Source organism: uncultured Tateyamaria sp., from assembly GCF_947488715.1.
Classification (GTDB): Bacteria; Pseudomonadota; Alphaproteobacteria; order Rhodobacterales; family Rhodobacteraceae; genus Tateyamaria.
In genome coordinates this window covers 75,474-102,352 of record NZ_CANLAG010000007.1, presented here as the reverse complement: position 1 = coordinate 102,352, position 26,879 = coordinate 75,474, and the positions used below count along the sequence as shown (strand labels likewise).

Below are 26,879 nucleotides of genomic sequence, written 5' to 3'. Positions count from 1 at the left end.
GCGCGCGCGCAGGATCTTTGGCGGCGCTTAACACTAAATTAGGGCTGGTATTGCATCGGTTATTGAAGCGTTATCGGCATACACTCAAAACGGGAGGCGGAAGATGATCAAATATGTTTTTGCGGCCATTCTGGCGGTGACGGCCACATTCGCGGCGGCGCAAGACCGGGTGTTGCAGGTTGTGGCGGATGACTGGCCACCGTTTTCGGGGCCTAACCTGCCGGACGGCGGCATGTCGCTGGACGTGATCAAAGCGGTTCTGGAACGCGCGGGCTATACGGTTGAGACGCGTGTTGTGCCATGGGCGCGGATCATGGACGGCGCGCGCAATGGCACTGTCGACATTGTCGGCAGCCTGTTTGCCGACGCGGAATTGGCCAAGGTGTTGACCTATGGCGACCCCTTCTATGCCACCGACATCCAGTTGCTGCAGCCGGTTGGCGCGGGCCACAGCTATACCTCGGTCGAGGCGCTGCGCCCCTATTCGATCGCTGTGGGCGACGGCTTTTTGTACGAAGAGACATTTGATCGGGCTGATTATCTGGACAAGATGGTGGTCACGACGACGTTGCAGGCCGTTCAGATGGTGGCGCATGGGCGCGCCGATCTGACCTTGGACAGCGTCGATGTGCTGCGGCACGTCATTGAAAAGGATGACCCGTCGCTGAACGATCTGGTGGAGCTGGTGCCGGGGACCATGGCCTCTCAGAACCTGCACATGGCCGTGCGGACGGACCTGGAAGGCAGTGCGCAGATTGTGGCGGATTTCAACGCGACGCTGGCCGAGATGCGTGCGGACGGCACGTTGAAAGCCTTGCTTCAAAGACATGTGAGCGATCAAGTAAACGGATGACACGACGATTTTTCACCGATCCCCTCGGGTATCGCCTGGTTTTGGCGTCACTGCTGATTGGGTCGGTGTTGTCGGTTTTCTCAACCGGTATTCAGCTTTTGACGAGCTTTAACCGCCAGAAGGAAGAAGCGACAGCGGTCTTTACCCAGATCGAAACGGCGCTGGCCGGGACGCTGGAACAGGCGTTGTGGACCTTTGATTTTGATCAGGTGAACATTCTGCTGGACGGCATCGCCAGCAATGAGGACATCACCCACGTCGAGTTGGTGAGCCAGACGGGCCACCGCTGGGAACGCGGCGCGCCCAGCGAGGCGCCGGTGCAGCGGGTGTATCCGCTGAGTTACTCGCGCAATGGTCAGGTGACGCAAGAGTTGGGCAAGCTGCGGGTCGAACTGACCCTTGCGGCGGTGATCAACAATCTGCGCGAACAGTTCTGGGTCATATTGATGACCAACCTGATCAAGGCGTATCTGGCGGCTGTTGCGTTGCTCTATGTGGTGCACCGGATGATCACCCGGCACTTGCGGACGGTCGCGCGCCATGTTGACAACACAGGCGACGATCCCGCGTTGCAGCCTTTGGTTCTGGACCGAGAAAAACGCCGCAAACCCGACGATCTGGATCACATCGTGTCCGCCATTCGGCAGTTTGAACGGCGGGTCCAGAACGATGTAGCCGCCCTCAAGAGCGAGATTACTGAGCGTCGCAAGAGCGAGGCGCAGGCACGCGAGGCGCTGTCGGTGCGCTCCAGCTTTATCGGGACGATGAGCCACGAGGTGCGCACGCCGCTGAACGCCATTCTCGGGTTTCTGCACCTGATCGAGATCGACGAAGCCGTGCCTGAGCGCCAGCGTCACTATGCCCGTGTGGCCACGCGGGCGTCACAGCAGTTGTTGAACCAGTTGAACAATGTCCTTGAGATGTCGCGGCTGGATTCAAACGCGGTGTCGATCTCGACCCGCCCGACAGACATCCGCCGCCTCGCCCAGCAGTGGCAAGACACAACCCATGCCGCGATTCATTTCCACGAAAAGGACATCGAAGTGGTGCTGGAGCTCGAGCCGCCACTGCGCGAAAAATACGAATTGGACGGCGCGCGTGTCACGCAGATCGTCACCAACCTGACGGACAATGCGGCCAAATTCACGCAATCCGGGACGATCCTGATCAGCATCCGAGAAACTCGCGATCCCGACACGAATGAACCGCTGGGCGGGTTGCAAATTTCGGTGTCCGACACCGGGCCGGGCATTGATCGCGCGCAGTGTACACAGGTGTTTGAGCGGTTTACGCAACTTGACACCCGGCTGGAACGCACACATGGAGGATCCGGCCTCGGTTTGGCAATTTGCCTCGAATTGTCTCATTTGATGGGGGCTGACCTGACGGTTATTCAACCTGAAAGGGATGGTTTTACAACCGAGTTCTTGCTAGTGATACACAGTGCGGATGCACCGGAGGCCCAAAATGAGTGACCTGAAGAAAGTTCTTCTGGTAGAAGATGACGAGTTCACGCGCTTCATGATGAAGGAAATCATCGCCACCCTGGGTGTCACTGTTGAGATTGCGACCAACGGTACCGAAGGGTACGAAACGCTTGCTCATGATCCAACTGCCTTTGGTCTGGTCCTGATGGATCTGCACATGCCCGTGCTGTCCGGCATCGATGCCGCACGCAAAATTCGCAGCCTGGCGAAAAACCCGCCCCGCGAAGTGCCGATCATCGCCGTTACCGCTGATGTGAATTACCACGATGATGCACGGATTGAACAACTGGGCATGGATGGTTTTGCCAGCAAACCGGTGTCGCCGGGCAAGTTGCTGGCCCTGATTGACCGGTATTGTCTGGCGGCGTGACGGACACGCCGCACTCTCGAAACGCTCTCATGCGCGCAGAACGCCGCGTGACCAAGGAATTGCCATGACGGCTGACAACAACGGCGATGAAACCGATGCAGAGGTCGCGTCATCCGACCAAAACCTGCCTCGCGTTATTGGCATTGCGGCCTCTGCCGGGGGGCTCGAGGCGGTCTCGCTCTTGGCGCAGAACCTGCCTGAGAATGCCAACGCGATCTATGTCGTCGCCCAGCACATGTCGCCCACGCACAAAAGCGTGCTGTCCACGCTGATCGCCCGTGAGACGCGCCTCAATGTGCGCGAGCTTGAGGCGCATACCGTGCCCGAAGTCGACACGATATATGTCACGCCCCCCAACAGTGATGTCACATTGGAAAGTGGCGTGCTGCGGTTGCGCAACCCGGCGGGGCATGCGGCCTCTCCGAAACCGTCCGCTGATCGCCTGTTCAAGAGCATCGCCGCCGAATGTGGGGAACGCAGCCTCGGCATTGTTCTGTCAGGCACCGGGTCCGACGGCAGTTACGGGATGCAGGCCATACGGGAGGCCGGTGGCATCACCATCGCCCAGGAACCCGCGAGCGCAAAATACGATGGTATGCCCACATCCGCGATTGAAACGGGGTGTGTGGACCTGACCTTGTCGCCCGAACAGATCGGGACCCATCTGGAAAAGATCCTCGCCCGGCCCCGTGATTTCGACGGATTGCGTGCGTTGCAGGACCAACCTAACCCGCTGGGTGAATTGTTTGGCATCCTTCTGGCCCGCACGCAGGTGGATTTCGCGGACTACAAGGAAAACACGCTGAACCGGCGGATTGCCCGCCGCATGACTGCCTTGGGCATCGAAGATTATAATGGCTACGTTGATTATTGCCGCACCAACGTCAGCGAGGTCGACGCGCTGCACCGGTACCTTCTGATCTCGGTGACGCGGTTTTTCCGCGACCCCGATCAGTTCGAAAAGCTGGAACACGAGCTGGAGTTGAGCCTGAAGGGGCGCTCTGGCGGTCCTGTCCGCGTATGGGTGGTGGGCTGTGCCACAGGCGAAGAGGCCTATTCCATCGCCATCACCATTGCCGAAATCTTGGGTGGCATTGGAGCATTGGCCAAGAACAACGTCCAGATTTTTGCCACCGACATCGACCAGAACGCCATCGAAGTGGCCCGGCGCGGCGTCTATCCGATTGCCGCCGCACAGGACATTCCCGCCAAGCTGCTGAGTGAGTATTTCATTCTGGGCGACACCGAGATCAAGGTGCGGCCAGAATTGCGCTCCGTCACATTGTTTTCCCATCACAACGTGTTTCAGGACCCGCCGTTCATCAACGTTGATCTGGTCAGCATCCGCAACCTGTTGATTTATTTCAATCTCGCGCTGCAAGAGCGTGTTCTGAGCCGCTTGCACTATGCCATGTCTGCCGGTGCTTTGCTGTTTCTTGGCACGTCCGAGACCGTTGGCGAAATGGGCGTCTTTTTCGAAGGGCGGCAGGGTGCGGACAAGGTGTTTATCAAGCGCCGCGGCATATCCGGCGAGTTGGCGGTGGGCCACAGCGCCCGCGTTTATCAGCGCAAGGCCGCGGCCGGAGGTGGTCAGAAAAACACCAAGGCCACCGCAGATGCCGCTGCTGTTTCAGAAATGTCGCTGGCCCGGACGGTTGCCCCCAACGGTATGATCTGCACGCGCAACGGCAACATCATCGAAATTTTGGGTGACATGAGCCCGTTCATGGAAATCCGCGCCGGGGCGTCGACAGCGTTGAACATCAAGATGTTGATCGAACCGCTGCGCGCCGAGGTTGCCAGCCTGATCGCCGTCTCTTTGCGCAGCAACAGTCGCCGGGACGGACGCTGGCACACGGTTTCACTGCCCGTCGGCAACCGGGTGCAATTGCAAACTTTTCCATTTACCAGCACTAAAGGGGGCGAAACCCACTGTCTCGTGGCCGTCAATGCCAAGTTCGAGAAAGAGGCGGACATCCAGCTTGATGATATCTCGGACGAGGAACACAGGGCCTATGTCGAGCGGATGGAGACGGAAATCCGCGCCACACAAGAAGCTTTGCAGCAGACCATAGAAGAGCTGCAGACCGCCAATGAAGAACTGCAATCGGCCAACGAAGAGCTGCAATCCACCAACGAGGAATTCCAGGCCACCAACGAAGAGTTGGAGACGTCGAACGAGGAATTGCAGTCGTCGAATGAAGAGTTGATGACCGTCAACGAAGAGCTGCAGATCAGCTCGGCCGAACGTCAGGCGCTGGCGTCGGAGTTGGAGGCGACGATGACCTCGGCGCCTTATGCGGTCGCCTTGGCGGATCAGGCGTTGATGGTGCGCCGCCTCAGCAATGTCGCGCTGGAGATGTTCGGCCTGACCGAGATTCCGCCGACGGGCATCCACCTCAGCCAGTTCAATCTACCTGTTGGGTTTCCCGCCCTCGCCCCCATCGCCAATACCGTTTTGCGTGTGCAAGAGACCCGACGCATGCCGATCCTGTCGCGCGGCAAGTATTACTCGATGGTCATTTCCCCGGTTCACGATCAGCACCGCAAACTGATCGGGTTGTCGATCACGATCACCCAATATGACAGTGAACCGCTGAGCCGTGTGGTCGAAATGATGAGCGATATCAGTCGTGTGGCGCATTGGTCCTATAGCATGGACACCGACGAGCTGTTTTGGTCGCAAGAGATGTTTTCGATCTACGGGCGGTCGGATTCCGGTGAGATGCCAACCTGGAAGGACGCGCTCAATCTCGTCCATCCCGAGGACCGGGTAGAGGCATCAGAGCAGGTTGACCAGTTGCTGCGCGAAGGCGGGAGCGTGCGGTTTGAGCACCGCGTGTTTGGCCCTTCCGGCCACATTGTGTCTGTGTGCGGCAAGACCACTTTGATCCGCAATTCCGAGGGCGAGGCCACGCAGTTGATCGGTGTCGTGTGGGACACCGCCAGCGAGACTGAGCGCAACATCCGCCTCAACATCCTGGAAACGGTCCAGGACGAGCTTGGCATCGGCTTCTTTACCTTTGACGTCGAGAACAACGCGCCGCTGTGGAACCAGTCGATGTACGACATCGTAGGGTACGACAGCGTGGTGCATACACCCTCGGTTGAAAGCCTGTTGCAGGTGGTCGATCCGGACATGCGAGCGGAGATCTCCTCGCATTTCCAGAAAGCGTTGATTATGGGTCAACCCTTTGAAACTGATGTAAGATTGGTGCGGACAGACGGCTCCGTGTTGACTTGCATCTGCAAGGGTCAGGTGCGGCGTCGGGCCGACAACAAAGTGTCGCATGTCTTCGGCAGCCTCACCCGCATCAGCACGCAACAGGTGCAGTCCATCGCGAACTGATTGCGGTGCCAAGATCACGGAACTGATCTGAACTTAACCAAAGTTTTACGCAATGTGGGCATGATGCGCCGACTTGTGTTCCGTGAACGTAGAAAGTGCATCATGTCTGTTTTAAGCAAGAAAGACACTTTCGACCCAGTTGGTTCTCCCCCAGAAGCGGGCCAAACCGCGACGCTGCTGCATCTGCGCAGCGATACAAACGAGCTGTTTGGGCACCCCCTGCGCAGTGCTTTTGTCGGATCGCCCTATGCATCCTTTCTGCTGGATGCGAACGGAACCGTGATGTTGGCCAACCGGCGGGCGCAAAGGCAATTTGCCCCCGGAACCGATGCTGCGGACATCGACATACGCGGCACCACGTTTGCCGATCTGACCCATCAGACGCCCGAAGAGGTCTTTGCCAGGTTGAAAGCCGCGTCTTCGAGTGCGCGTGCGAACTTTACCATGAGTACCGGGCGCAAACGTCAAACACCGCGCAATCTGGATTTTCACGTGGCGATGTTGCACGCGCCGGGGCAATCGACACCGATCTACCATCTTACGCAAGATCACCTGACGTCGACCGTGGATGCGTTGATCACGATGAACGGCAGGCGATTGGAAACACATGAGAAACTGACGCGGCTTGAGGCGCAGTACAGTGCCTTGCATCAGGTTATGATCGCCACAGAGGCCTATGCGCACACCGCTTCGCACGATCTGCGCACGCCGCTGAACACGTTGACGGGCCTGTTGCAGATCTTTGAAATGAATTTTGGGCAGGATTTGCCAGATCGCGCGGTGGAGTACCTGTCTTATATGTCGCGCGCGGTGGCGCAGATGGACACTTTGACCGGCGATTTCCTCGAACATGCCCGCAGTGCAGCGATCGAGCTGGTGCGCGAGGATCTCGATATGACCGCAATGGTCAAAAATGCGCTGGATGATCTGAAGGGCGAGTTTGAGGCCATAGGTGCCACCTGCGAGATCATCGGGCCGTCGGTCAACCTGTGTGCAGAGCCGACGTTGGTGCGCATGTTGGTCAACAATCTTTTTACCAATGCCATCAAGTATCGGCACGATGCTCGGCCCCTGCACCTGCGGGTGACGCTGGTGCCAAAGGGCGATGCGCCAGCGCAGATGATCGTGCAAGACAACGGTATGGGGTTCGAACCTGGCGCGAGCGAGGCGATTTTTCTGCCGTTTCGCCGCTGCAACACCGAAATCGAAGGAACAGGCATCGGTTTGGCCACATGCCGAGAAGTGTGCCGCCGCCATGAGTGGAGCATCACCGCGCAATCCGATGGCCATACCGGCGCAATCTTTACAGTTCTCATGACGACCTGAGGCGCGCCGCAACACAAACACTTCTTAAACATCCGGACCGCTTGATTAAGGTTTTGTTTAATCTCGCAGCCTAGAAAACCCTTGCTTGAATATCGGAGTTGCTGATGGCTGTCGTACTGGTACTGGAAGATGACCCTGGGCTCCGTTTCATGTTCACAGAGGCACTTGAGAGCGCAGGCCACACGGTGCATGCGGCTGCGGACAATGACCAGGCAATGTCGATGCTGCGGCGGATGATCCCGGATGTTTTGGTCCTGGACCTGATGATTGCCGATGGGCTGTCAACTGACGTGGCCAACTATGCGGTGTACTCGGCACCTTCTGCGGGTGTGATTTTCATGACCGGCAGCGGCTTGTTTCCCAAAGGCGAGCTGTTTGGCATGTCGCGCAATGCCCGTCTTGTACTGCGCAAGCCGGTGGACGTGACAGAACTGACGACGATGGTCGCGCATGTCACCACCCCAACGGACGAAATGAGCCTCGCGCAGATCGAGTAGAGATATGGGCCAATCGCAAAAGGCACCATACGCTTACGTATTTTCAGCACTTTTGTGTTTTGGCAAGCCACGCAGACTTGGGTCGCAATTCAGCAAATATGCTGTATTCGACCGTCCGAACTGTAGATCGGGCCGCTCGTTCTTGTTGCGCGCCTGGTGCTGCGGCAAGCTAGGAGCACTGAAGCCTATGGCGCATAGCTCCAACCAAAAGTTCAAAACAAAGCGTTGAGCCGGTGGCCGACTGATGCGCCACTACAACTGGATGCACCGTCAACCAAGTGGCAGCGCTGACAGCCGACACGGAACGATTGGCTTTCAAAGCGGTCTGTCATCGTGGAAACGACGCCCCACGCCTCATTGGATCATTTACGGCGCTTTAAGCGCTGCGTAGCTGTAGGCTTGATGCTGCCCTTGCGATGCAGAAGATTGCGCATCTGGTTCGAAAGCGGTTGATGGCGCGCGCGCCTGCTCTTTCAATACTCTGACATTATTCATTCTCGGTACTTGGCGGATGCTGTCTGTCCCGACATGCGCAGACGCTGAATTTGCGCAAAACCTTGCCTGAACCCGGACGCATTTGCCCCACGACGGGCAGCCCCCCTGAAAGCCACCTCGAACAAACCTGAATGATATAACGTAACATTTCTATTGCGCGCATTCCCCAACTCCGGTACTCGCTCACCCGTCGAAACACACCGCGTGGCAGGTATCATGTCCCTTCATCAGTCCGGAAACCTGGGGCAAACGTCCTTGCGCGGCAAGCGCCGCAACGTGGATGCGATGCAGGCCTATGACGCGTTGCCCATACCCCTGCGCCGATGGCTGTGTCACGCGGCCCTGCCCTGGTCACCGACATCCGCGCGCAAGATCTGGAACCGCGCGCGCGCAACCGGACTCGATACCGACGAAGCGATCGCCTTGCTGCGGCGCGCCGAAACGAATACGCTCGCTCGTGAAAAGCGCGCGAACCGCCAGCCACCCCCCTTCCCTGATTAAGGATATAACCATGTCGTTCATGACACGGCTCGCTGCTGCTGCCCTGCTTTCCATGTCCTCCGCGCTGCCCCTGATGGCACAGGACCGAGACCTGACCATCTCGGTCGGCTTTGGCCCAACCGCCGAAGTCCCGGACCCGCGCGCCGGATACAATGGCTGGATGTCCAACCAGACGGGCGTGACCGAAACGCTGATGGGCATCGATTATGACCTGAACCTCTATCCGCGTCTCGCGGCGGGGATCGAACAGGCGGGTCCGACGACATGGCGCGTGACATTGCGCCCCGCACTTGCGTTCCATGACGGGACCCCGGTAACGGCGCAGGCGGTCATCAACGCAATCACCGCGATTTCGGACGAAGACAACAGCGGCTACAATGCGCGCATCGCAAAACTGTTGGATCTGGCGTCCATCTCGGCGGATGGCGACACCGTAGTGGTGTTTGAAACCAACAGCCCAAACGCGGCATTCCCGTGGACGTTGTCAGAGCCGGGCATCGCCATCGTCGGCGCGCCCTCTGACGCCTACCCGATCAACGCCACCGGTCCGTTCGTGTTCCGTGAGGCGATCCCGGAGCAGCTGTACCGCGTCGAGGCAAACGCCGACTACCGCCTTGGCACACCGCGCCTGGACGAAGTGCGCGTGGTCGCCATCCCGGACCCCGGCGCATCAGCGCTGGCATTCGAAGCCGGTGAGGTCGATCTGGTGATCAACTACCCCGAGACAGACTTTGAACGCATTCAGAAAACGGGCGCGCTTGGGTTTTCGGCCCCGACATCACGGCTTTATTTCTACACGATCAATGCCACATCCGGCCCCATGGCAAACCCGCTGATCCGCCGCGCCGTTTCGGTGGCCATAGATCGGCAGGGCATCGTGGATGCGGCATTGTCGGGTGTGGGCGGCCTGCCCGCCGGCACGGTCTATCCCGCGGGCAAGGGCTGGGCGGCCGAGATCGACCCAGTCTATGATCCGGCGCTGGCCGAAACGCTGCTGACCGAGGCAGGCGCGGCCAAACAGGGTGGCCAGTGGATGCTGGACGGCGCGCCGCTTGAGATTGACATCGTGACATACGCATCGCGGGCTGCATTGCCGCCCACTGCCGAGGTGACGCAGGCGTTTTTGCAGGCGATTGGTATCAAGGCGACTGTGCGCGTAGGCGAATATGGCGCCAGCAATGACGCGATTGCCGACGGCAGCGCGGACATGTTCCTACAAGCCTGGGTGACCACGCCCCAGGGCGACCCCGGTGCGGTGCTTGAGGCGTTGCTGAAATCCACAGGCGGGTCCAACACGGGCGGATATGCGAACCCGGAACTGGATCAGTTGCTGGCTGACGGTCGCACCACCTTCGACCCCGAGGCCCGTGGCGTGATCTATGATCAGGTGCAACAGATCATTACCGATGACGCCGCCATGATCCCGGTCTTTCATGTGAACCAAGTGAACGTGTCCCGCCCCGGTCTGACCGGCTATGCCGTCCACCCGACAGAGACCTATTGGATCAACCACGAGACTGCTTTCACCGAATGACCATCACGGCAACCGGCCTGACCGCAACGCGGGCGGGCCGCACCATCCTGTACCAAAGCGAGATGCGCATCGCGCCGGGCGAACGTGTGGGCCTTGTGGGGGCGTCCGGGTCGGGCAAGTCGACACTGGGTCACGCGCTGATCGACACCCTGCGCGCGGCGGGCCACGGTGTCGCGCATGTCCCACAAAGCCCGGACGAGGCACTCGACCCTCTGCGGTCCATGGCGTTCCACTGGCGCGAGGCAGAGCGCGCGTTGCGCAGCCCCCCCTGCCCCGCGCGCCAACAAGAACTGTTCGCGGCGCTCCGCATCGCCGGTGGTGATCTGTGCAAACGTCCCTGGAGCTGGAGCCGCGGCATGCAGCAACGGTTTGTGATCGCCCTTGCGCTGATCGGGACGCCCGACGTTCTGGTCATGGATGAGCCGACCTCTGCACTGGATCCGGTTGTGGCAGCGGGCACGATGGACCTGCTGGATCGCCATCTCGCGCACAGTGACACGGCCCTGGTGCTGATCACCCACGACCTTGGGCTGGCCGCGCGCCGGGTGGACCGGTTGATGGTGATGGACGCCGGGCGCATCGTCGAGGATGCGCCAACAGCGCAGGTGCTGGCCTCCCCCACATCCGGGGCGGCTCGGTCGCTTTGCGCGCACCGGAACTGGCTGGAACTGCCATGTTGAGCGTCGAAAACGTCACCGTGCGGCGCGGTCGGGCGCAGGTTTTGAACGACGTCTCGCTGACCCTTGCGCCGGGGAAAACGCTCGCGGTTGTCGGAGAAAGCGGCGCAGGAAAATCCACCTTGATCGCGGCCATCCTTGACCTTGTGCGTGTTGCTGCGGGTCAGATCACCTGGGCGGGTGCGCCCGTGCGCCGCTGCAGCCCCGCACTTGTCATGCAGGAGCCCCGCCGCGCCTTTAACCCGCATCTGTCCTTGCGCCGGTCGGTGATGGAACCGCTGGAGGCACAGGGCCACGTGATCGACACATCGCACCTGACGACCCTGTGCGCGGGGTTGGAAATTGCCCTTGACCTTCTTGATCGACGTCCAACCGAAGTGTCCATCGGGCAGGCACAGCGCGTGGGCATCCTGCGCGCCCTGATCGCTGCGCCGCCGCTCGTGCTGTTTGATGAACCGCTCTCTGCGCTGGATGCGGTCACACAAAAACACACCGCCCGCCTGATCGCCGACCTGCAACGCGAGGCCGGTTTCGCAGCACTGATCGTGACACATGACCTCGGATATGCGGCGGCCTATGCCGATGACATCGCCGTCCTGCGCGCCGGTCAGGTTCAGGAACGAACCCCAGCCGCCCGCTTTGTCACGGCACCGCAAACCGACTACGGTCGCACGCTGCGCGATGCCGCCTTTGCGCTTGGCGCACTCGAGCGTGTAGCATGATCCGCACCCTTGCCGGACTGACCCTGCGCGCGGTGGTGGTGCTGACAGGCACCGCACTTGCGACATTTGCCCTGCTTTGGCACGCGCCAGGCGATCCGGCCCTTGCCATTGCACTGGCACGCTACGACGCCGTGGTTCCGGCAGCGGTCGTCGAACAAATCCGCGCGCAGGCCAGCTTTGATGACGGGTTCTGGTCTGCATTCCAGACCTGGCTCGGCCCGCTGCTGGTGGGTGATTTTGGCCAGTCTTCGGTGACCGGGCGCGATGTGTGGCCCGAGTTGATGGCCTCGCTGTCCTACACGGTGCCGCTTGCGCTGGCCGGGCTGGCCATTGCGCTGGCCCTTTCGGTGCCGCTGGCGCTGCTCGCCACGCTGCGCCCCGGCGGTTTGCTGGATCGCGCAGCCGTTGCCCTGGCATCCATCGGTGTGGCGATACCGGCTTACTGGCTGGGGCTGCTGCTTGTTCTGCTCTTTGCCGTGCATCTGGGCTGGCTGCCTGCGATGGGTGCACGAACGCCCGCGCATGTCATCTTGCCCGCGCTCACCCTTGGGCTGGGGGTGGCCGCGTCCCTGACCCGTATCTTGCGCTCCGGCATCCTAGAGGCCCGCGCACAGCCGTTTCTGCCTGCGTTTCGCCGTCGCGGCGTAGGGGCCCGCGCCATCGAACGCGACCACGTGGCACCGCATGCCGCCATCCCTGTGGTTACGGTCCTCGGTCTCGAACTGGCCTTCCTGCTCGAAGGGGTTGTGATGGTCGAGGTGATCTTTGCCCGCCCCGGACTGGGCGTGTTTCTGGTCGACGCCATCGAGGCCCGCGACTTCCCCAAGGTGCAGGCCGTGGTGGTGCTGGCCGCAGTGTTGTTTGTGGTCGTCAACCTCGCCATTGACCTGTTCTATCGCCGCCTCGACCCCCGGATCGGAGAGCGGGATGCGTAGCGTGTTCATCCTCATCCTGATCCTCGTGGCGATCGCCGTGCTGGGTCCGTTGTTGGCCCCCTATGATCCAACCCAGATCAACATCCCCAACCGGCTGAGCGCGCCGAATAGCACGTGGCTGCTGGGCACGGATGCGCTGGGGCGGGATATCCTGTCGCGCCTGCTGTATGGTGCGCGCTGGTCGCTTGGCCTTGCCTTTGTGATCTCGGTCATCGGCCTTGTCATAGGCGCAACCGTGGGCCTGATCGCGGCGCTTGGCGGCAAGGTCGCGGATTGGCTGGCGATGCGCGCCACCGATACCTTTCTTGCCTTTCCGGACATCATCGCAGCAGTCGTCATCGCCGGGGTGCTGGGTGCCGGTACGGGCAGCCTGATCTTTGCGCTCACCGTAACGGGATGGATGCGCTATGCGCGCGTGGCGCGGGGCATTGGCCTGTCGCTCACGTCGCGCGGCTATGTGGTGCAGGCTCGGCTGGCCGGTCTGTCGCCGCTGGTTATCGCCTGGCGACACTATCTGCCATCGCTCCTGCCGTCGCTCGCCGTCGTCTGGACCGGCATGTTTGCGCGCGCCATCCTCGGGATTTCTGCGCTTGGGTTTCTGGGCTTTGGCGTGCAACCGCCGATCCCCGAATGGGGCACAATGCTGCTCGATGCGCGCATCCACATGCGCTCCACGCCGCTCCAGATGATCTGGCCCGGCCTCGCTGTCGTGGCCTGTGTGCTTGCCATCAACCTCGTCGGCGACGCGCTGCGGGATGCGCTTGCCCGGCAGGACCGCACCGAATGACCGCGCCAGACCGCCCGCGCATCGGCATTGGCCTGCGGCTGTTGTCGGGTCTCTTGATGGCTGGCATGTTCGTCTGCGTCAAAGCCGTAAGCGACGACATCCCCTTGGGTGAAATCGTGTTCTTCCGCTCGGCCTTTGCGCTGATCCCCCTGATTGTCTTTCTGTGGTGGCGGCGCGAATTTCCGCACGGCCTCGCCACCCGCCGCCCGCTGGCGCATCTGCTGCGCGCAGGCTTTGGAGCGCTGGCGCTCTTTGCATCCTTTGCGGCCATTGCACGTCTCAACGTCGCCGAAGCGATCCTGATCGCACAATTGTCGCCCATCCTGATGGCAGTGGCCGCTGTGGCCCTCCTGCGCGAACGGCTGACCGTCTGGCGCGTCGCGGGGCTGGTGCTGGGCTTTGCCGGTGTGATCGTGATGGTCTGGCCCGAATTGGGCGCGCAAGGCGCAGGCGACGCCAGGCTGGCCGGGATTGCCCTCGCGTTGCTGTCCGCTGTGCTGTCGGCGCTGGCCCTGATTATGGTCCGCAGCCTGAACCGCACCGAAAGCCCCGGCGCCATCGCGCTCTACTTTGTGCTGGCCTCGATGCTGGGCGCGCTTGCGACGCTGCCTCTGGGATGGGTGATGCCTGGCAGCTGGACGCTCGCCCTGTTGATCGGCGCGGGCCTGTTTGGCGGCTTTGCCCATATCGCGATGACAATGGCGTTCCGCTATGCCGAGGCCACGCGCCTTGCGCCCTTCGAATATGTCGCCCTGCTGTGGCCCATCCTCGCCGATCTGGCGATCTTCAGGTTGCCGCTTGCGACCAGTTTTGTCTTTGCCGTGCCGCTTGTCTTGCTGGGGGCCGCCATTGCAGCCGCCGAGAAATCCCGCCCCGAACCGCCCGGCGCATCCTGACGCCCGCGCGCCGCCGTACATCCGATGGTTCCGGCGATTTGTCTTGCAGCAACCACATGGAAAAACGGTACGGACGGGCAACGACCGGAACGGCCATCCAGCCCTTCACCCGCTATTTGCCACCAGGTTCTTCGCGGCGCCGAGCACAAGGATCAGTTTTCCGACTGCTATGCTGCATAGCGAAGTTCATTGAAGCAGGTTCCTGACGCCTTCTTTTGCCATTGCAAGGAACGCCTTCACTGCAGGGGATGAGCCGCGAAACGACGGTGTCAGTGCGTTGATGTCGGCAGCTGGCAATCGCCAATTCGGCAGGACTTCGACCAGATCGCCGGTGCTCAATTCGCGTTGAACCGCAAAGCGCGGCAATTGCGCGAGCCCCGAATTTCGCAGCGTCGCATTCAGGATTGGTGTCACATCATTGCAGGCAAATCGAGGCTCCAGCTCCGCCGTCATCTTTTTGTCTGCGCGCGAGAACTGCAAGACAGATGGCTCCAGCGTGCCGGAAAAGAGAAACAGGGGATGCGCGGGCAAGTCTTTCGGGTCTTTGATGGCCGTGGCTTCTGCAAGATAGTCGGGCGTTGCAAAAAATGCCGTCTCTGCGGCCCCAAGTGGGGTCATGGCCAAGCCAGAGTCCGGCAGCTCCCCCACGCGGATCGCAATGTCGTACCCTTCCTCAATCAGATCGACCCGCCGCGCCGTCGCTTCGAGCTTGATCCGCACCTCTGGGTAAGTTGCGATATATTGCGCCAGAACCTCATTGATCAGGCACTGCCCGATGATAACCGGGCAAGTCAGGCGCAACGTCCCGGATGGTCGCGCGTTCATCTCTTCCAAGGCTGTGGCGACAGCCTCGGCTTGCTCCAACATTTGCTTGGCATGCCGGTACACGCGTTCGCCCGCTTCGGTCAGGACAACGCTGCGTGTTGTGCGATTGAACAGGCGAACCCCAACGCGCTCTTCCAGGGTCGCGATCCGGCGGCTGACTGTGGGTTGCGGTATTTTGGTGATCCGCGCGGCGGCACTGAAACCGCCGTTGTCCTTGACACGCACCAGCAAGGCGAGATCCGAAAGCGAAGCGTCGATTAATTCATTCATGGATTTATAATATCTAAATTGACCGACTAATGCCAGCTGGCGATGTCGCATAGCTTTCTCTCAACGCAAACACACGTTGGAGAAAAACAATGACGACGCTTTATGCCTGGAACACACCAAACGGCCAGAAACCCGCCATTATGCTCGAAGAGCTGGGGGTTCCCTACGACTTGGTGCCAATCAATATCGAGCGCGGCGAGCAGACCGATCCGGCGTTCTTGAAGGTCAACCCAAACGCCAAAATCCCGGTGTTGAGCGATGCAAGCGTGTCGCTGTTTGAGTCAGGTGCCATTCTGCTGCACCTCGCGGAAAAACACGGCCGGTTCCTGCCAGATGGCGGTCAATCCCGCGCCGACACACTTGCCTGGAGTTTCTGGCAGGTGGGCGGACTGGGACCGATGATCGGACAGTGGGGGCACTTTCTGATGCTCGATGAAAAGCTGCCCACAGCCATCGAACGGTATTTGGCCGAAACGCTCCGCCTGTTCACAGTCCTTGAGGGCCGGTTGGCCGAGAGCGCATATCTTGGCGGTGCAGACTACACCATAGCGGACATGATGGTCTTTCCATGGGCGCGGGGCGGGCTGATCTATCTGGATCGGGTTGCCGCGGATCGTCTGCCGGATTTGCCCCATACCCGTGCCTGGGTTGCCCAGATCGAAGCGCGCCCAGCGGTCAAACGGGCCTTTGCCAAGCTCGACGCCATCGCCGATCCGCACGCGGCATAGGAGCCGTGCAGATGAACCGCCGGACATTCCTGTCGTCGGCTGCGACCACCGCTGCCGCCACTCTCTTCAAACCGAGTTTCGCCATGACCAACACAGTTCAACGTCGCGTCTTGTGGGCCGCAAATGTCCGCAACAAGTCACTCGATGACCGCCTCATCGCCGCCACCGAGGGGGGCTTTGATACCATGTCGATCTTTCCGATTGATTTCAAAATCTGGCGCGACCAAGGGCTGAGCAACGCAGACATTCGCCGCCGACACGATGATGCAGGTGTCCACGCGGCCATTGTGGACCCCTTTGTCCAATGGGCTCCGAATTTCTCAATTCCTGAGGGCATGCCGGACGATGTTCAGGCCTTTCTGGACCACTCCGAGGCAGATATCTTTGAGATGGTCGATGTGCTTGGCGCCACCCAGATTAACGTGGTCGAAGGCCTGGGGGTGGAGCATGAACGGACCGCCCTGATCGACGCCTTGGGTGGCTTTGCAGATCGGGCGCAGGCACGTGGATTGCGCCTCGGGCTTGAGCCGATGCCTGTATCGTCGATCGAAACACTTGCCGAAGGCTGGGATCTTGTGCGTGCCGTGGACCGCGACAACCTTGGTCTCAACTTTGATACCTGGCATTTTTGGCGGTCTGACCCCGACCATGACCTGCTGCGGACGATTCACGGGCACAAGATTTTCGACGTACAGATGGTCGACGCCAAGTCAGCACTGCGGGGCGATCTGTATAACGATCTTCTGCACCATCGTCTGCTGCCGGGAGACGGCGATTTTGACCTCCGGACAACGGTGCAAATTCTCAAGGACATCGGCGGCTTCAACTCTGTTGGTCCTGAGCTCTTCTCTGACGTGATGGACGCGCTGCCGGCCAAAGATGTCGGCCGCGTTGCGGGTCAAAACCTGAACGACTGGCTCTGAGCCAAGACCATTAATCCAAGAAAACAAAGGAAACGAACCTATGAAACATCTTATGCACTCAGCCGCTGTCTTAGCCTTGTCCGCATCCGCAGTCCTGGCCGATGCCACCATTCCGCAAGGATTTGAAAGTGCGCGTATGACCTCGGCAGAAGTGAACCTGCACTATGTGCGCGACGGCGGCCCCGGCGAAACGGTCATCTTGATGCATGGCTGGCCTCAAACCTGGGCGTCCTGGGTCGAGGTTATGCCGCTCTTGTCCGCCGACTATGACGTGATCGCCGTTGATCTACGCGGGGTGGGACAATCGGATAAGCCTGAGGGTGGGTATGAAAAAACCACTATGGCGGCGGACATCATGGCGCTCATGGACGAACTCGACATCAGCAGCGCCAACATCGTTGGCCACGATATCGGCGGGATGACGGCTTTTGCGTTTGCGAGCCAGTTCCCCGAAGCCACCACCACAGTCACGATTATCGACGTCCCCATTCCGGGCACACCGACCTTTGATGCAATCTCCGTCGATCCGCGCGCTTGGCACTTTGCCTTCCATGCGGCCCAAGGCAATGTCCCGGAGGTTTTGACCGCTGGTCGCGAAGCGTTTTACTACGGCGCGTTCTTGCAAAAATTCGATGCAGGTGCGGGCGGGATCACCGAAACCGAGATCGCGATCACGGTGGGTGCCTACAGCGACCCTCTGACGGCGGCAGCAGGGTTCAACTGGTACCGCGCCTTCGCTCAGGATGCGGAGGACAACAAAGCGTTCATGGAAACCCGGCTGGAAATGCCAGTGCTGGGGCTGAACGCCGGACGGCTGTCACCGGTACCGTACGTGCGTGACATGCTGGCCCCATTGGCAACGACCGTTGAAGGTCGGGCCTTCGACAGTGGCCACTGGATTGCCGAGACGCGGCCTGAAGAACTCTCAGCGACCTTGGACGATTTCTTCAAACGGCACTAATGCACCGGCGCGGCAGATCAACCTGCCGCGCCAAGCAACTAAACGGTGGTTGCGACACACACCCGTCATTGGCGGCGCCGCAGCACTCATCCCCAGTTCGACAGTTTATCCCTTCGGGACGGTTCAAAGCTAACATGTGGCAACGGTTCGGAACAGCGCCAGCGCGCCACATACCGGACATTGATCCCCAAGCACACCATTTCATCAGGATGAATGGCGGATCAGCGGGACAAAACCGCCATTGAAAAATGATGACATGCATGCAGGTATTGTGCGAAGCCGATGGCATTGTTGGAAAGCAAGCGAGTGACCAAAAAGGAAAACAAACGCAGTCTTTTGATCGCCTTCGCGCTTTCGTTCGGAAGTGCTTTGGTCTTTCTGGCAGCAGCCTTAAGCGACACTCTGTTCACGGAAATGACTGAAATTGTTCGAAATTTAGTACTTGTATTGACCTTTTTCGCCATGTGCGGAGTTTTGGTTTTCTTGGGTCCGCTTGGCATCGGTCCGCACATGAAAAAGATGCTTCCAAAAGACAGCCTTGGTTGGAAAGCACTTTGGTTCGTTCCTGACTTAGAGGAATGAATAGATTTTTTTCACCTGTAGTATCGTGCAAGTTGGGCTCAGAACGGACCTTGGGTAAGTGTCGATCCGGCTTAATGTGCGGTCGTCACAAAGGAGCAGTGACCAACGGCGGCTGTGCACACAAACCGCCCATTCGCTTCAAGTGCGCCGATGGCGGCTAACACCTCGTTTGCGTCTCTATACAGAATTGTAGAGGTTAAGTGGCAGTGTTGATGAAATGTGGAACAAAACGGGACAAATCTTGAGTGACTTCCGCCTTGTCTTCCCTAATGCAAAGGCCGCACGCTGTGTCTCCTATCAACCAAGACCCTATCATCATATGATCACGATCGAATTTCGCGGCAGGCCAGTACTGCTGTAGTATGCTTCCTTCGGCACCGTACTGTCCTTCGGTTTCCAAAACAGGTTTATCGGGGCGAACGACTTTGATGTTTGCACCTTCACGACTAAACAAAGGCTTTTCGACGTAGGCCATCGAAGTTACCCCATCCGGCGCATTGTCAGCGAACCAGCTGGGCAAAAGGTTAGGGTGATTTGGGAACATCTCCCACAGCAACGGAAGAATACCCTTGTTCGACAAAATGGCTTTCCATGGCGGTTCGATCCAACGTTGTGGTGCAAATGGAAGCGCAGGCCCGAACTGTTCACGAAACATATCTTCCCATGGGTAAAGTTTGAATATCGTGTCAATGACGATGTTGTCGCTGTCAGCAAACCGCCCTTGATGATCCAGCCCAATATCTTCCATCGCTACAAATTTGGGCACCAAACCAGCTTGCTTTGCGCAATCTTCCAAATAGAGTACCGTTGCCCGCTCCTCTTCATGATCTTTCACACTGGCGAAGTGCAGGTGATATCCGGGGGCAAATACTTTTTGTAACCGTGTAATCAGGGCATCCTGAACAGAGTTAAACTGGTCGGCTCCTTCAGGTAGCACGCCTGCTTGAATCTGTTGTTCTAACCAAATCCATTGGAAAAAACCCGTCTCATATAGCGCCGTCGGGGTGTCCGCATTGAATTCAAGCATCTTGGCAGGGCCAGTGCCATCGTAATGGAAATCAAACCGCCCGTAGAGCGTTGGATCACCACGGCGCCAACTTTCCGCAATCCATTGATGAAAAGGTTCGGGGATTGCCAACCTGTGCATGAGAGCAGGGTCAGCAACGACGTGGGCCACAAGCTCCAGACACATTTGCCATAGCTCGGTTGTTGGATCTTCTAAGTCATTTTCTATCTGTTCTAGCGTGAAACAGTAGGCCCGGGTTTCATCCCAGTAGGGTGCGCCGTACATAGAGTGAAAGCCGAAACCGAGTTTTTCAGCCAGCGTCTGCCAGCCGGGCCGTTCGGGCAGGTCAATGCGGCGCATAGGTCATAGTTTTGCGAGGAGAGCTTGAACATCGTTGCGCGCGGGGTTTTCCAATGCCTTGATTTTGTCTTCCAGAGCTTCGCCGGAGATCAACTTGGCTTCCTCCTCGGCGGCGGCCAGTAAGGCCTGCTGATGCGCCTGCTTTTGTTCGAGCCGTTCGAGGCTTGCCATGGCATTGGACATACGATCACCAGAGGCGTTTGTGCCCACTGCGGAGGCCTTCTGGGCCGCAATCAAGGCTTCATTTGCTTTGGCGGCCTCTATTTTTCGCTGAAGCGTTTCGATGCGAGAGTGCGATTGCTTGAGAGCTGCTTCCATGCCTTCTTCGGTTTGGCGATATTGACCGGCCAGCGCCTGGTCGGTCTCGACTTTGTCGCGCAGCTTCAAGACGCTTTCGATGATCTCGACCGCCAAAGGTTCGTCGCCGTTTTGCTTGGCAGCGCGGGCAGCATTGGTACGTCTTTCGATTTCCGCCATCATTTCCGAGACGGATTTCTCCTTGGTAATCCTGTTGGCAGTCATCCGCGCCTTCTCGTCTCGGGCCTTTGAGATTGCATCCTTTGCTTCCCGCATTTCTTGATCAAGTATGCGCATCAGGTTGGCATCCACCACAGCTTCGGCAGCTTCGTTGGCTCCGCCTTTGACGGCGGTGACGAGTTTTCTCCAAACACTCATGCTGCGCTCTCCTTACCTGTCCGTGGCCCGATGTCGCTCGCTAGTTCTAGAGCGCTTTCAGCGATGACCGAGAACTCTTCCACAATCTCGTCAAGCGAAGCGTTCCGTGAGACAGCTCCAAACAATTCGTAAAACTCGCGACCGTCTACCTTATCGATACTCAAAGCACAGAGAGGCAACAGCGCTTTGTGATTGCGCAACATCATCGATTCAAACGCCTCGGGATCATCCTGTGCGTCGCGTGGCCAAAGAATTGCTGAGGTCAGGATCTGTGCGGCACCAACAGCGACGTGCAGGACAAAGTCGCCAGCCGTGGCAACCGAAACTTCCAAGACATCGGTATCTTCGATGTGGTTTATAGAAAACCCCTTGCCTTGATCCAGCCTGATAAGCGCATCAGCAAGCGATCTGGTCGTCCACGAGACTTCGCTCTCGGTCATATTCCCTCACATCGTAAAAGCGTCTACCTATGGGTATGTGTGCTTATCATGATTTTCAAGGCAGACTACCACTTGTAAGTGTTTGACAGTCAGTCGCTTTAGTTCAAATATCGCTCACGATTGGTCGCTGGTTTGAAGATTTGCCGATACTGACAAAACTACTTTCGCGATTTTATCGTGAACTGTTGGATCTCAAGTGGTGGCTGTTGAGTGTTTTCGCGGCGATGTTTTTTGTCGTCTCTTGGGTCTTTTTCCGGCTCGCCGGAGAAGCAGAGATCACAGAAAGCTTGGCAACCTACGTTTACTTTGCGGCCACGACGGCCTCGACAGTGGGTTACGGAGATATGTCGCCGCAAACACAAATGGGGCGTATGATCGCTGCATTCTGGTTTTTTCCGGGATCGTTGCTGATCTTTTCGGCGGCTTTGGGACGACTGGCGGGCGGCATGGTGGAAAGGATAAGGCGCATGGCAGATGGATTTGGCAGCTACGAGACTCTTCATCATGCGACCGTGATCGTGGGCTACAACCGTGACCATACGCCGGTCATGATTGAAAATCTTATTGCCGGCCAAGACGGAGACAAGGACATTGTTTTGCTGACCAGCAGCACCGAGGGCGACTTGCCTGAAGGCGTAAAGTTGGTGAAATCGGACAGGTTGGACGCCCTGTCGTCGTTGAAACGGGCAGCGATCCCGAACGCGGAGAAAGTCATGGTCTATGCAAACTCGGATGCAGAGACATTCAACACATGCCTGGCTATTCGCGAGCTTAACGAAACACTGCACATCGCTGCGTTCTTCGAAGACAGGGATACTGCGCGTCGGGCGGCAAAACTCGCCGGTCTGGAAGCGATTGTTTCAAATGCATCAGAAGCACTGGTGCGGGCAGCACAGGATCCTGGCGCGGGTCAGGTACTTATGGCAATGTCGGCAGCAAATGTCGGAGCCACAGTTTATTCCGCAACTGTCGGCGCGAATGTTGAGGTGGCAAGCCTGCGAGCTGCACTCTACGCGTCTGAAGCGACTTTGATCTCGTTGCGTCAAAGTTCCGGCGACGAGTTCGAATTTGCCCCATTCCCGTCGCAGCTAATGGCTGGTGGCACATTCTACTATCTGTGCCAAGAACGGCTGTCGGCAGGGCAGATTTCCGACAAGATTGAGGGGGCGGATGTTTCGATCACTGTTTAGTCGAAAACCAACCAAGAACATTCCCGAGATTTCCAATCTGACAATCGATCGAGCATTCCATATTGATCCAGTTGAAATGAAGCTCGTCGGTAAGGATTCTATTTTTGTTTCCCCCGAAATAGACTTGCGAATAGTAGCACAAGGGTATTCCGATCTTGGTGAGCAATCCTTTCTGCATCGCTTCTACCCGGATGATGATCGTTTCATTTTGCAGATCCAAGGCGGTGATGGTGTTTCCGACAAGCGGATCGATGAAATCGTTCTCTGGTACGCTTTTGACGTGCGATACATTTCGCAAGACGATGAATGGTCGGGAATGAAACAGAAAATGAGCGCTGCACAGTTCAGTTTGCCTACGCAGGACGGCGCTATCGTTTTTCAGCGTGTTTGGTTTAACCATAGTGATGCAGCCGAAGACCCAATGACATATTTTGAGGACGTTCATGAAAATAGGGAATCGCAAAAAGGGCGCAGTGTATTCCAAACGGCCATGCTTTTTGGAAGGGGCTTGAAAGATGGTTCTGATGAAATGCTTCTTGTGAACATGGAAGAGCCCGAAGACGGTGACAGGGCCGTGTCGTACCTTGTCGGTCGCGCAATTCCGATGCATTCTCTTGTGACTTAGGGAAGGACCCACGATGAGCACTCTGATCGCCACACTTACTGGCCTCGCGCCGTTCTTGATGTATTTTGGGACGGCATTGATCCTGTTGATGATTTTCATGTCGATCTACATGTGGATGACACCAAACGACGAAGTCGCGTTGATCAAGGAAAACAATGCCGCGGCATCAGTTGTACTGAGCGCAGCTTTCTTGGGATTTTCGATACCCCTTGCCAGCGCCGCTGCGAACTCGGTGAACCTGATTGATTTCATTGTCTGGGGCATTATCGCGGGTATCGCCCAGCTATTAGTGTTCTTGGTGTTTCGGCGGTTTTACCCACTTGTAGCGGAACGCATCACACAAGGCGAAATCGCCGTTAGCATCAAACTGGCTGGCCTATCGGTCACAGTGGGGCTGTTGAACGCCGCTTGCATGACATATTGAGCCTTGCGCTCGGAGGATAAGCTATGAAACGATCCCGTTCGGTCACACTGCTCACGATGGCATCAGCAACCTTCGCGCTGGCGGCGTGTGAAGAACAAGTCGATACCGAGGGTGAATTGTACAAGAGCGAGGCTGAATGTTCTGCTTCGGAATTTGTGCCGGAAGCCGACTGCGCCCCCCTTCTGACCGAAGGCACGCGAATTCATAAGGCAACCGCGCCACGCTACAACACGATGAATTTGTGCGAGGCAGAGCATGGTCGGTCGGAATGCGTTCCCCACCCAGGTGGACCGCAAACCTATTACTCACCGTCGCCTCTTGGCTATCTTGTCACCGGTGCAATCGCTGGTGGCGTAGTTTCCGATCTTGTGCGTCCTGTCTACCGCGAAAGGGATAGTCGCCGGTATTACACGACAGGAGGCGGCTTTGTTCGGTACATGGACAACGGGCGTTACGGCACGACGCGTTCAACCATCCAAAGCTATAACCCAACCATTACTCAAGCGCCTCCCCGCATTCAAACTCGCACCACGATTGCATCACGCAGCGGTTTTGGGTCGCGCAGTGGTTCTTTGGGAAGCTGAACTTTTTCGACCAACACGCCAAAAGGCGTCATTCCGGTCAAAACTTATGACTGTTTCAATCTTGTTCTCAATGACCGCTGTGGCAAGAATCTGGACCTTGGACGGCTTTGCAGCATCCGGCGAAATGGGCTCGATGCCGACATCGGAGCGGTAGCAGCATTATGTCGTAGGGCTCATATCTTGGCGGTGAGGGCGGCCCTTAGCAGCCAGTCATCGTAACAGACGACGCCTGTGTGCAGCTTCACCGAACCACCCATTCGCCGCAGCCGCGACGTTGCCGAGCAGTTCGATGACCAGAGCGCAGACTTTTCATTTACGTGTCGATGCAAACTCAAACCCCGCATTTCTCGGCAGCCTACATTGACGCAATCGAATGCTTTTGGAGAAACGCCTCAAACCGCAACGCATCTGGTTTCACCGCTCGCAGCTCTTCACTGCCGAATGCAAAATTCACCCGATTGTGCCAGCCAAGCTGTTCGGCAAACTCTGGCACCAACCGTCGAAACAATGCGCGGGGGAGACGCCAGGTCTTGGGACGTTTGCCAGTGGCGTCTCGATAGGTTTCCTTCATCTGTGCCACCGTCATGACATCGCCCGCCAAGTTGATCTTGCGGCCCGCCCAAGTGCTTGGGTTGGTGAGCGCCTCACCGGCCATCCATCCGAGGTCTTCTATGGCGAGCATCTGGAATTTCGTATCCGGGTCCAGCGAACCAGCCAGCACCGGGAACATGAGTGCGGGCTTCATTTCCGGGTTCAACAAGTTGTCCATAAACCAGACGGTGCCGAGAAGCGTCCAGTCGATACCGCTGCGTTTGATCTCACGTTCCAGCAGCGCCTTTGAGATGAAATGCTCTGGCCCGCCGGGCGCATGGCCATCGCCCATGCTGGACTGCACAATGTGGCGGACCCCGGCGGCTCTTGCCGCTGCCAAAACGGCGCGGCCTTGTTCCAACTCACCCACCAGGCCGACCCCGGGGGCATAAAAATCCTGAACGGAGAAGACCCCGGCAATGCCTTTGAACACATCGGGCAGTGTTTCCGGTTTGGACAAATCGCCCTCGACGACCTCTGCGCCCATTTGTGCAAGCGCTTGTGCCCGGGTCGACTGCGCGCGCCGCGTCAGAATGCGAATGGGATGCCCGCGATTGAGCATGTCACGCGCGACCGCGCCGCCCTGCAGTCCCGTGGCGCCAAGAATCAGAAAGGTCATTGCGCAGCCTCCAAACCAATGAATTTCTTGATTATGTCCGCCACGCGGTCGGGTCGTTCGACAGCCGAAATATGCTTGCCCCCGACCGCTTCGAAGCGCCCTTGGGGTGCCAGCAATGCTGCTTTGGCCTGCACAGCGATGGGATACATCCTGTCCTCCTTCCCGGCGATCACGAGGGTTGGGACGGTCAGTTCTGACATGCGGTCAAGCAAGGGTGCGCCGCGCAGGATGACGGAGCGAACTGCGGTTGCCAGTGGTGCGGGATTGGCCGCTTTCAGCATGTCATGGAACGCGCGCGCATAGGCCGTGTTTGCCGCGAGGACAGTGGCGGAGAAGAAGCTTTCGGCGACCCCGTTGCGGAAGGATGCCGTCTTCAACGCCCACCGCGCGCCGCCCGCGATAAACCGCGCCTTCAGGCCGGGGCGTTTTGCGTCGATCTGCATGGGCGTGTTCATCAGCACAAGGGCTTTGACGCGGGCGGGCGACATCAGCGCCAGGTGCGCCGCCGTGATCCCACCCCAAGAGGTGCCACCGACAATTGCGCGGTCGAGATTGAAATGATCCATGACTTCGCTCATCGCCTTGGCGCAATCCTCCATAGTGAACGCGTCCGTTCCGCCTTCGCTTTGTCCATGGGCCGGACCGTCGATCAGCAGAAAGCGATAGGAGGTGCTCAAACGCGCAACCAGATCGTCGTAAATATGATGGTCCGTGAAGATGGATGGCCAGAGGACGAGGGTCTCGGGCCCTTGGCCGGTTTCGACAACATGAAGCCGTGCGAGTGAGGTTGGAACAAGGTGCGAAACGGGGGCTGTTTTCGTGAACTCGGTTATGGCGTTCATCATGTCACTCCAAAAGTAATCAATGATTACATATATCGCGTTGCGCGTTATGTAAACAGTGATTACAAGGCGCGTATGATACAGACAAAACCCCGCGACGCGCTTCGGCACGGCAACCTCAAGGAAGCCCTTATAAATTACACCTTGAATGCCGCCGACGACGGCATGTTGGCCGACCTGTCCGTGCGCAAGGCAGCGCGAGAATTGGGTGTGTCGCCGGGCGCGGCTTACCGGCACTTTCCCGACAAGAACGCGCTTCTGCAATGTGTGGCGGAACGGGGATTCGACTCGTTGGCGACTGCCTTTGAACATACTGTGCCTTTCGACAGCACGGCGAAGGATGCGGCGGATGCCCGAAAACGGTTTGCTGCGCTGGCTATGGCCTATGTCTCATTCGCGGGTGCGCATCGAGAATTGTGGCGTCTGATGTTCGGGCCATTTGGCCTCGGCCCCAGTGGCGCATCTGACCGGCCCTCAACCTATGACTGGCTCGGCAAGTGTTTGTCCGAGTTGGCGAACTGCGACATCATTGCGCCGCCCCGGCCCGAGCACCAGTTCTTTGCATGGTCAGCGATCCACGGCATGTCAGACCTACAAGGGTCTCCTGCCTTACGTGCCCAGCCAATCGCCGCGTCTGTGGAGCGGCAGTGTGAACTGATCATTTGTGCGCTTGCAGCGCAAAGTTAGATGAGCTCGCGAAGCTGGCATTCGTTTCGATGTGGAATTGAACAGTTCGGGCTCTCCAACGCCACTACGTCGACCGCAGCATGTTCGCTTGCTATGCCGCCTACCCCGGTACGAACGG

The 26,879-nt window shown here is 58.4% G+C and carries 28 protein-coding genes; 22 read left to right on the top strand and 6 right to left on the bottom strand.

Features of this window, described 5'->3' with window-relative positions:
• Positions 1–103: 103 nt before the first annotated feature.
• The 13 genes from Q0936_RS15995 (at position 104) to Q0936_RS15935 (ending at position 14,429) form a co-directional block, all read left to right on the top strand.
• A complete protein-coding gene (locus Q0936_RS15995; protein ID WP_299292518.1) occupies positions 104–853 on the top strand; it encodes a transporter substrate-binding domain-containing protein in 750 nt (249 codons plus the stop codon).
• Positions 850–2,328: an ATP-binding protein gene (locus Q0936_RS15990; protein WP_299292520.1), complete on the top strand. Its 1,479-nt coding sequence runs from the start codon at positions 850–852 to the stop codon at positions 2,326–2,328. Before Q0936_RS15995 ends, Q0936_RS15990 begins: the two co-directional genes overlap by 4 nt.
• Positions 2,321–2,710, top strand: coding sequence for a response regulator (locus Q0936_RS15985; protein WP_299292522.1), 390 nt, complete (start codon positions 2,321–2,323; stop codon positions 2,708–2,710). Before Q0936_RS15990 ends, Q0936_RS15985 begins: the two co-directional genes overlap by 8 nt.
• Positions 2,711–2,774: 64 nt before the next feature.
• On the top strand, positions 2,775–6,059 hold the full coding sequence (locus Q0936_RS15980) for a chemotaxis protein CheB (protein ID WP_299292524.1): 3,285 nt from the start codon (positions 2,775–2,777) through the stop codon (positions 6,057–6,059).
• Positions 6,060–6,161: 102 nt separating this feature from the next.
• The gene (locus Q0936_RS15975; protein ID WP_299292526.1) at positions 6,162–7,385 is read left to right on the top strand and encodes a PAS domain-containing sensor histidine kinase; all 1,224 of its coding nucleotides are present in this window, start codon (positions 6,162–6,164) and stop codon (positions 7,383–7,385) included.
• A gap of 104 nt (positions 7,386–7,489) precedes the next feature.
• Positions 7,490–7,882, top strand: a complete 393-nt coding sequence (locus tag Q0936_RS15970) for a response regulator (RefSeq protein ID WP_299292529.1) — start codon at positions 7,490–7,492, stop codon at positions 7,880–7,882.
• A 711-nt stretch (positions 7,883–8,593) separates the two neighbouring features.
• Positions 8,594–8,878: a DUF6525 family protein gene (locus tag Q0936_RS15965; protein WP_299292531.1), complete on the top strand. Its 285-nt coding sequence runs from the start codon at positions 8,594–8,596 to the stop codon at positions 8,876–8,878.
• Between the two features lie 10 nt (positions 8,879–8,888).
• Positions 8,889–10,412, top strand: coding sequence for an ABC transporter substrate-binding protein (locus Q0936_RS15960; RefSeq protein WP_299292533.1), 1,524 nt, complete (start codon positions 8,889–8,891; stop codon positions 10,410–10,412).
• Complete coding sequence (locus tag Q0936_RS15955) at positions 10,409–11,092, top strand: ATP-binding cassette domain-containing protein (protein ID WP_299292535.1); 684 nt, start codon at positions 10,409–10,411, stop codon at positions 11,090–11,092. Before Q0936_RS15960 ends, Q0936_RS15955 begins: the two co-directional genes overlap by 4 nt.
• Positions 11,086–11,811, top strand: a complete 726-nt coding sequence (locus tag Q0936_RS15950; RefSeq protein ID WP_299292537.1) for an ATP-binding cassette domain-containing protein — start codon at positions 11,086–11,088, stop codon at positions 11,809–11,811. Before Q0936_RS15955 ends, Q0936_RS15950 begins: the two co-directional genes overlap by 7 nt.
• Positions 11,808–12,746 (top strand): ABC transporter permease, encoded by a 939-nt coding sequence (locus tag Q0936_RS15945; RefSeq protein ID WP_299292539.1) that lies wholly within the window; start codon positions 11,808–11,810, stop codon positions 12,744–12,746. Before Q0936_RS15950 ends, Q0936_RS15945 begins: the two co-directional genes overlap by 4 nt.
• The gene (locus Q0936_RS15940; RefSeq protein WP_299292541.1) at positions 12,739–13,533 is read left to right on the top strand and encodes an ABC transporter permease; all 795 of its coding nucleotides are present in this window, start codon (positions 12,739–12,741) and stop codon (positions 13,531–13,533) included. The genes Q0936_RS15945 and Q0936_RS15940 overlap by 8 nt, the downstream gene beginning before the upstream one ends.
• Positions 13,530–14,429: a DMT family transporter gene (locus Q0936_RS15935; RefSeq protein ID WP_299292543.1), complete on the top strand. Its 900-nt coding sequence runs from the start codon at positions 13,530–13,532 to the stop codon at positions 14,427–14,429. The genes Q0936_RS15940 and Q0936_RS15935 overlap by 4 nt, the downstream gene beginning before the upstream one ends.
• Positions 14,430–14,615: 186 nt before the next feature.
• Here the strand turns inward: Q0936_RS15935 and Q0936_RS15930 are convergent, their stop codons facing one another.
• Positions 14,616–15,575 (bottom strand): LysR family transcriptional regulator, encoded by a 960-nt coding sequence (locus tag Q0936_RS15930; RefSeq protein ID WP_299292545.1) that lies wholly within the window; start codon positions 15,573–15,575, stop codon positions 14,616–14,618.
• A 38-nt stretch (positions 15,576–15,613) separates the two neighbouring features.
• On the opposite strand from Q0936_RS15930, the gene Q0936_RS15925 reads away from it, so the two are divergent.
• The 4 genes from Q0936_RS15925 (at position 15,614) to Q0936_RS15910 (ending at position 18,718) form a co-directional block, all read left to right on the top strand.
• Entirely contained in the window at positions 15,614–16,252 is a 639-nt protein-coding gene (locus Q0936_RS15925; protein WP_299292547.1) for a glutathione S-transferase N-terminal domain-containing protein, read from the top strand.
• A gap of 11 nt (positions 16,253–16,263) precedes the next feature.
• Entirely contained in the window at positions 16,264–17,175 is a 912-nt protein-coding gene (locus Q0936_RS15920; RefSeq protein ID WP_299292549.1) for a sugar phosphate isomerase/epimerase family protein, read from the top strand.
• 40 nt (positions 17,176–17,215) lie between these two features.
• Positions 17,216–18,136 carry an alpha/beta hydrolase gene (locus tag Q0936_RS15915; protein WP_299292551.1) on the top strand — a complete coding sequence of 307 codons (921 nt, stop codon included), beginning with the start codon at positions 17,216–17,218 and terminating at the stop codon, positions 18,134–18,136.
• Between the two features lie 282 nt (positions 18,137–18,418).
• Positions 18,419–18,718: a hypothetical protein gene (locus Q0936_RS15910; RefSeq protein WP_299292553.1), complete on the top strand. Its 300-nt coding sequence runs from the start codon at positions 18,419–18,421 to the stop codon at positions 18,716–18,718.
• A 196-nt stretch (positions 18,719–18,914) separates the two neighbouring features.
• Here Q0936_RS15910 and Q0936_RS15905 read toward each other — a convergent pair whose 3' ends face one another.
• From Q0936_RS15905 to Q0936_RS15895, 3 genes are read right to left on the bottom strand one after another with little or no spacing between them, the layout of a single operon-like run.
• A complete protein-coding gene (locus Q0936_RS15905; protein ID WP_299292555.1) occupies positions 18,915–20,084 on the bottom strand; it encodes a glutathionylspermidine synthase family protein in 1,170 nt (389 codons plus the stop codon).
• Between the two features lie 3 nt (positions 20,085–20,087).
• Positions 20,088–20,759, bottom strand: coding sequence for a PspA/IM30 family protein (locus Q0936_RS15900; protein ID WP_299292557.1), 672 nt, complete (start codon positions 20,757–20,759; stop codon positions 20,088–20,090).
• Positions 20,756–21,199, bottom strand: coding sequence for a DUF2170 family protein (locus tag Q0936_RS15895; RefSeq protein ID WP_299292559.1), 444 nt, complete (start codon positions 21,197–21,199; stop codon positions 20,756–20,758). The genes Q0936_RS15900 and Q0936_RS15895 overlap by 4 nt, the downstream gene beginning before the upstream one ends.
• Before the next feature lie 140 nt (positions 21,200–21,339).
• On the opposite strand from Q0936_RS15895, the gene Q0936_RS15890 reads away from it, so the two are divergent.
• Genes Q0936_RS15890 through Q0936_RS15875 form a run of 4 tightly spaced genes read left to right on the top strand, consistent with a single transcriptional unit; the run spans position 21,340 to position 24,022 of the window.
• Positions 21,340–22,389 carry an ion channel gene (locus Q0936_RS15890; RefSeq protein ID WP_299378246.1) on the top strand — a complete coding sequence of 350 codons (1,050 nt, stop codon included), beginning with the start codon at positions 21,340–21,342 and terminating at the stop codon, positions 22,387–22,389.
• Complete coding sequence (locus Q0936_RS15885) at positions 22,370–23,014, top strand: DUF2491 family protein (protein ID WP_299292563.1); 645 nt, start codon at positions 22,370–22,372, stop codon at positions 23,012–23,014. The genes Q0936_RS15890 and Q0936_RS15885 overlap by 20 nt, the downstream gene beginning before the upstream one ends.
• Positions 23,015–23,027: 13 nt before the next feature.
• Positions 23,028–23,438, top strand: a complete 411-nt coding sequence (locus tag Q0936_RS15880) for a DUF350 domain-containing protein (protein WP_299292565.1) — start codon at positions 23,028–23,030, stop codon at positions 23,436–23,438.
• A gap of 23 nt (positions 23,439–23,461) precedes the next feature.
• Positions 23,462–24,022 (top strand): DUF1190 domain-containing protein, encoded by a 561-nt coding sequence (locus tag Q0936_RS15875; RefSeq protein ID WP_299292567.1) that lies wholly within the window; start codon positions 23,462–23,464, stop codon positions 24,020–24,022.
• Between the two features lie 355 nt (positions 24,023–24,377).
• Here the strand turns inward: Q0936_RS15875 and Q0936_RS15870 are convergent, their stop codons facing one another.
• On the bottom strand, positions 24,378–25,232 hold the full coding sequence (locus Q0936_RS15870; RefSeq protein ID WP_299292569.1) for an NmrA family NAD(P)-binding protein: 855 nt from the start codon (positions 25,230–25,232) through the stop codon (positions 24,378–24,380).
• Positions 25,229–26,074, bottom strand: coding sequence for an alpha/beta hydrolase (locus Q0936_RS15865; RefSeq protein ID WP_299292641.1), 846 nt, complete (start codon positions 26,072–26,074; stop codon positions 25,229–25,231). Before Q0936_RS15865 ends, Q0936_RS15870 begins: the two co-directional genes overlap by 4 nt.
• Here Q0936_RS15865 and Q0936_RS15860 point away from each other — a divergent pair.
• The gene (locus tag Q0936_RS15860; protein ID WP_299292571.1) at positions 26,030–26,761 is read left to right on the top strand and encodes a TetR/AcrR family transcriptional regulator; all 732 of its coding nucleotides are present in this window, start codon (positions 26,030–26,032) and stop codon (positions 26,759–26,761) included. The two genes, Q0936_RS15865 and Q0936_RS15860, sit on opposite strands and share 45 nt — an antisense overlap.
• Positions 26,762–26,879: the final 118 nt, after the last annotated feature.

What these genes read in the sequence shown, in the direction of transcription:
- Q0936_RS15895 (WP_299292559.1), bottom strand. Translation starts at nt 21,199, where the DNA reads ATGACCGAGAGCGAAGTCTCGTGGACGACCAGATCGCTTGCTGATGCG.
- Q0936_RS15900 (WP_299292557.1), bottom strand. Translation starts at nt 20,759, where the DNA reads ATGAGTGTTTGGAGAAAACTCGTCACCGCCGTCAAAGGCGGAGCCAAC.
- Q0936_RS15970 (WP_299292529.1), top strand. Translation starts at nt 7,490, where the DNA reads ATGGCTGTCGTACTGGTACTGGAAGATGACCCTGGGCTCCGTTTCATG.
- Q0936_RS15945 (WP_299292539.1), top strand. Translation starts at nt 11,808, where the DNA reads ATGATCCGCACCCTTGCCGGACTGACCCTGCGCGCGGTGGTGGTGCTG.
- Q0936_RS15990 (WP_299292520.1), top strand. Translation starts at nt 850, where the DNA reads ATGACACGACGATTTTTCACCGATCCCCTCGGGTATCGCCTGGTTTTG.
- Q0936_RS15885 (WP_299292563.1), top strand. Translation starts at nt 22,370, where the DNA reads ATGTTTCGATCACTGTTTAGTCGAAAACCAACCAAGAACATTCCCGAG.
- Q0936_RS15910 (WP_299292553.1), top strand. Translation starts at nt 18,419, where the DNA reads ATGGCATTGTTGGAAAGCAAGCGAGTGACCAAAAAGGAAAACAAACGC.
- Q0936_RS15925 (WP_299292547.1), top strand. Translation starts at nt 15,614, where the DNA reads ATGACGACGCTTTATGCCTGGAACACACCAAACGGCCAGAAACCCGCC.
- Q0936_RS15950 (WP_299292537.1), top strand. Translation starts at nt 11,086, where the DNA reads ATGTTGAGCGTCGAAAACGTCACCGTGCGGCGCGGTCGGGCGCAGGTT.
- Q0936_RS15935 (WP_299292543.1), top strand. Translation starts at nt 13,530, where the DNA reads ATGACCGCGCCAGACCGCCCGCGCATCGGCATTGGCCTGCGGCTGTTG.
- Q0936_RS15920 (WP_299292549.1), top strand. Translation starts at nt 16,264, where the DNA reads ATGAACCGCCGGACATTCCTGTCGTCGGCTGCGACCACCGCTGCCGCC.
- Q0936_RS15905 (WP_299292555.1), bottom strand. Translation starts at nt 20,084, where the DNA reads ATGCGCCGCATTGACCTGCCCGAACGGCCCGGCTGGCAGACGCTGGCT.
- Q0936_RS15985 (WP_299292522.1), top strand. Translation starts at nt 2,321, where the DNA reads ATGAGTGACCTGAAGAAAGTTCTTCTGGTAGAAGATGACGAGTTCACG.
- Q0936_RS15875 (WP_299292567.1), top strand. Translation starts at nt 23,462, where the DNA reads ATGAAACGATCCCGTTCGGTCACACTGCTCACGATGGCATCAGCAACC.
- Q0936_RS15995 (WP_299292518.1), top strand. Translation starts at nt 104, where the DNA reads ATGATCAAATATGTTTTTGCGGCCATTCTGGCGGTGACGGCCACATTC.
- Q0936_RS15960 (WP_299292533.1), top strand. Translation starts at nt 8,889, where the DNA reads ATGTCGTTCATGACACGGCTCGCTGCTGCTGCCCTGCTTTCCATGTCC.
- Q0936_RS15955 (WP_299292535.1), top strand. Translation starts at nt 10,409, where the DNA reads ATGACCATCACGGCAACCGGCCTGACCGCAACGCGGGCGGGCCGCACC.
- Q0936_RS15880 (WP_299292565.1), top strand. Translation starts at nt 23,028, where the DNA reads ATGAGCACTCTGATCGCCACACTTACTGGCCTCGCGCCGTTCTTGATG.
- Q0936_RS15980 (WP_299292524.1), top strand. Translation starts at nt 2,775, where the DNA reads ATGACGGCTGACAACAACGGCGATGAAACCGATGCAGAGGTCGCGTCA.
- Q0936_RS15930 (WP_299292545.1), bottom strand. Translation starts at nt 15,575, where the DNA reads ATGCGACATCGCCAGCTGGCATTAGTCGGTCAATTTAGATATTATAAA.
- Q0936_RS15965 (WP_299292531.1), top strand. Translation starts at nt 8,594, where the DNA reads ATGTCCCTTCATCAGTCCGGAAACCTGGGGCAAACGTCCTTGCGCGGC.
- Q0936_RS15865 (WP_299292641.1), bottom strand. Translation starts at nt 26,074, where the DNA reads ATGAACGCCATAACCGAGTTCACGAAAACAGCCCCCGTTTCGCACCTT.
- Q0936_RS15975 (WP_299292526.1), top strand. Translation starts at nt 6,162, where the DNA reads ATGTCTGTTTTAAGCAAGAAAGACACTTTCGACCCAGTTGGTTCTCCC.
- Q0936_RS15940 (WP_299292541.1), top strand. Translation starts at nt 12,739, where the DNA reads ATGCGTAGCGTGTTCATCCTCATCCTGATCCTCGTGGCGATCGCCGTG.
- Q0936_RS15870 (WP_299292569.1), bottom strand. Translation starts at nt 25,232, where the DNA reads ATGACCTTTCTGATTCTTGGCGCCACGGGACTGCAGGGCGGCGCGGTC.
- Q0936_RS15915 (WP_299292551.1), top strand. Translation starts at nt 17,216, where the DNA reads ATGAAACATCTTATGCACTCAGCCGCTGTCTTAGCCTTGTCCGCATCC.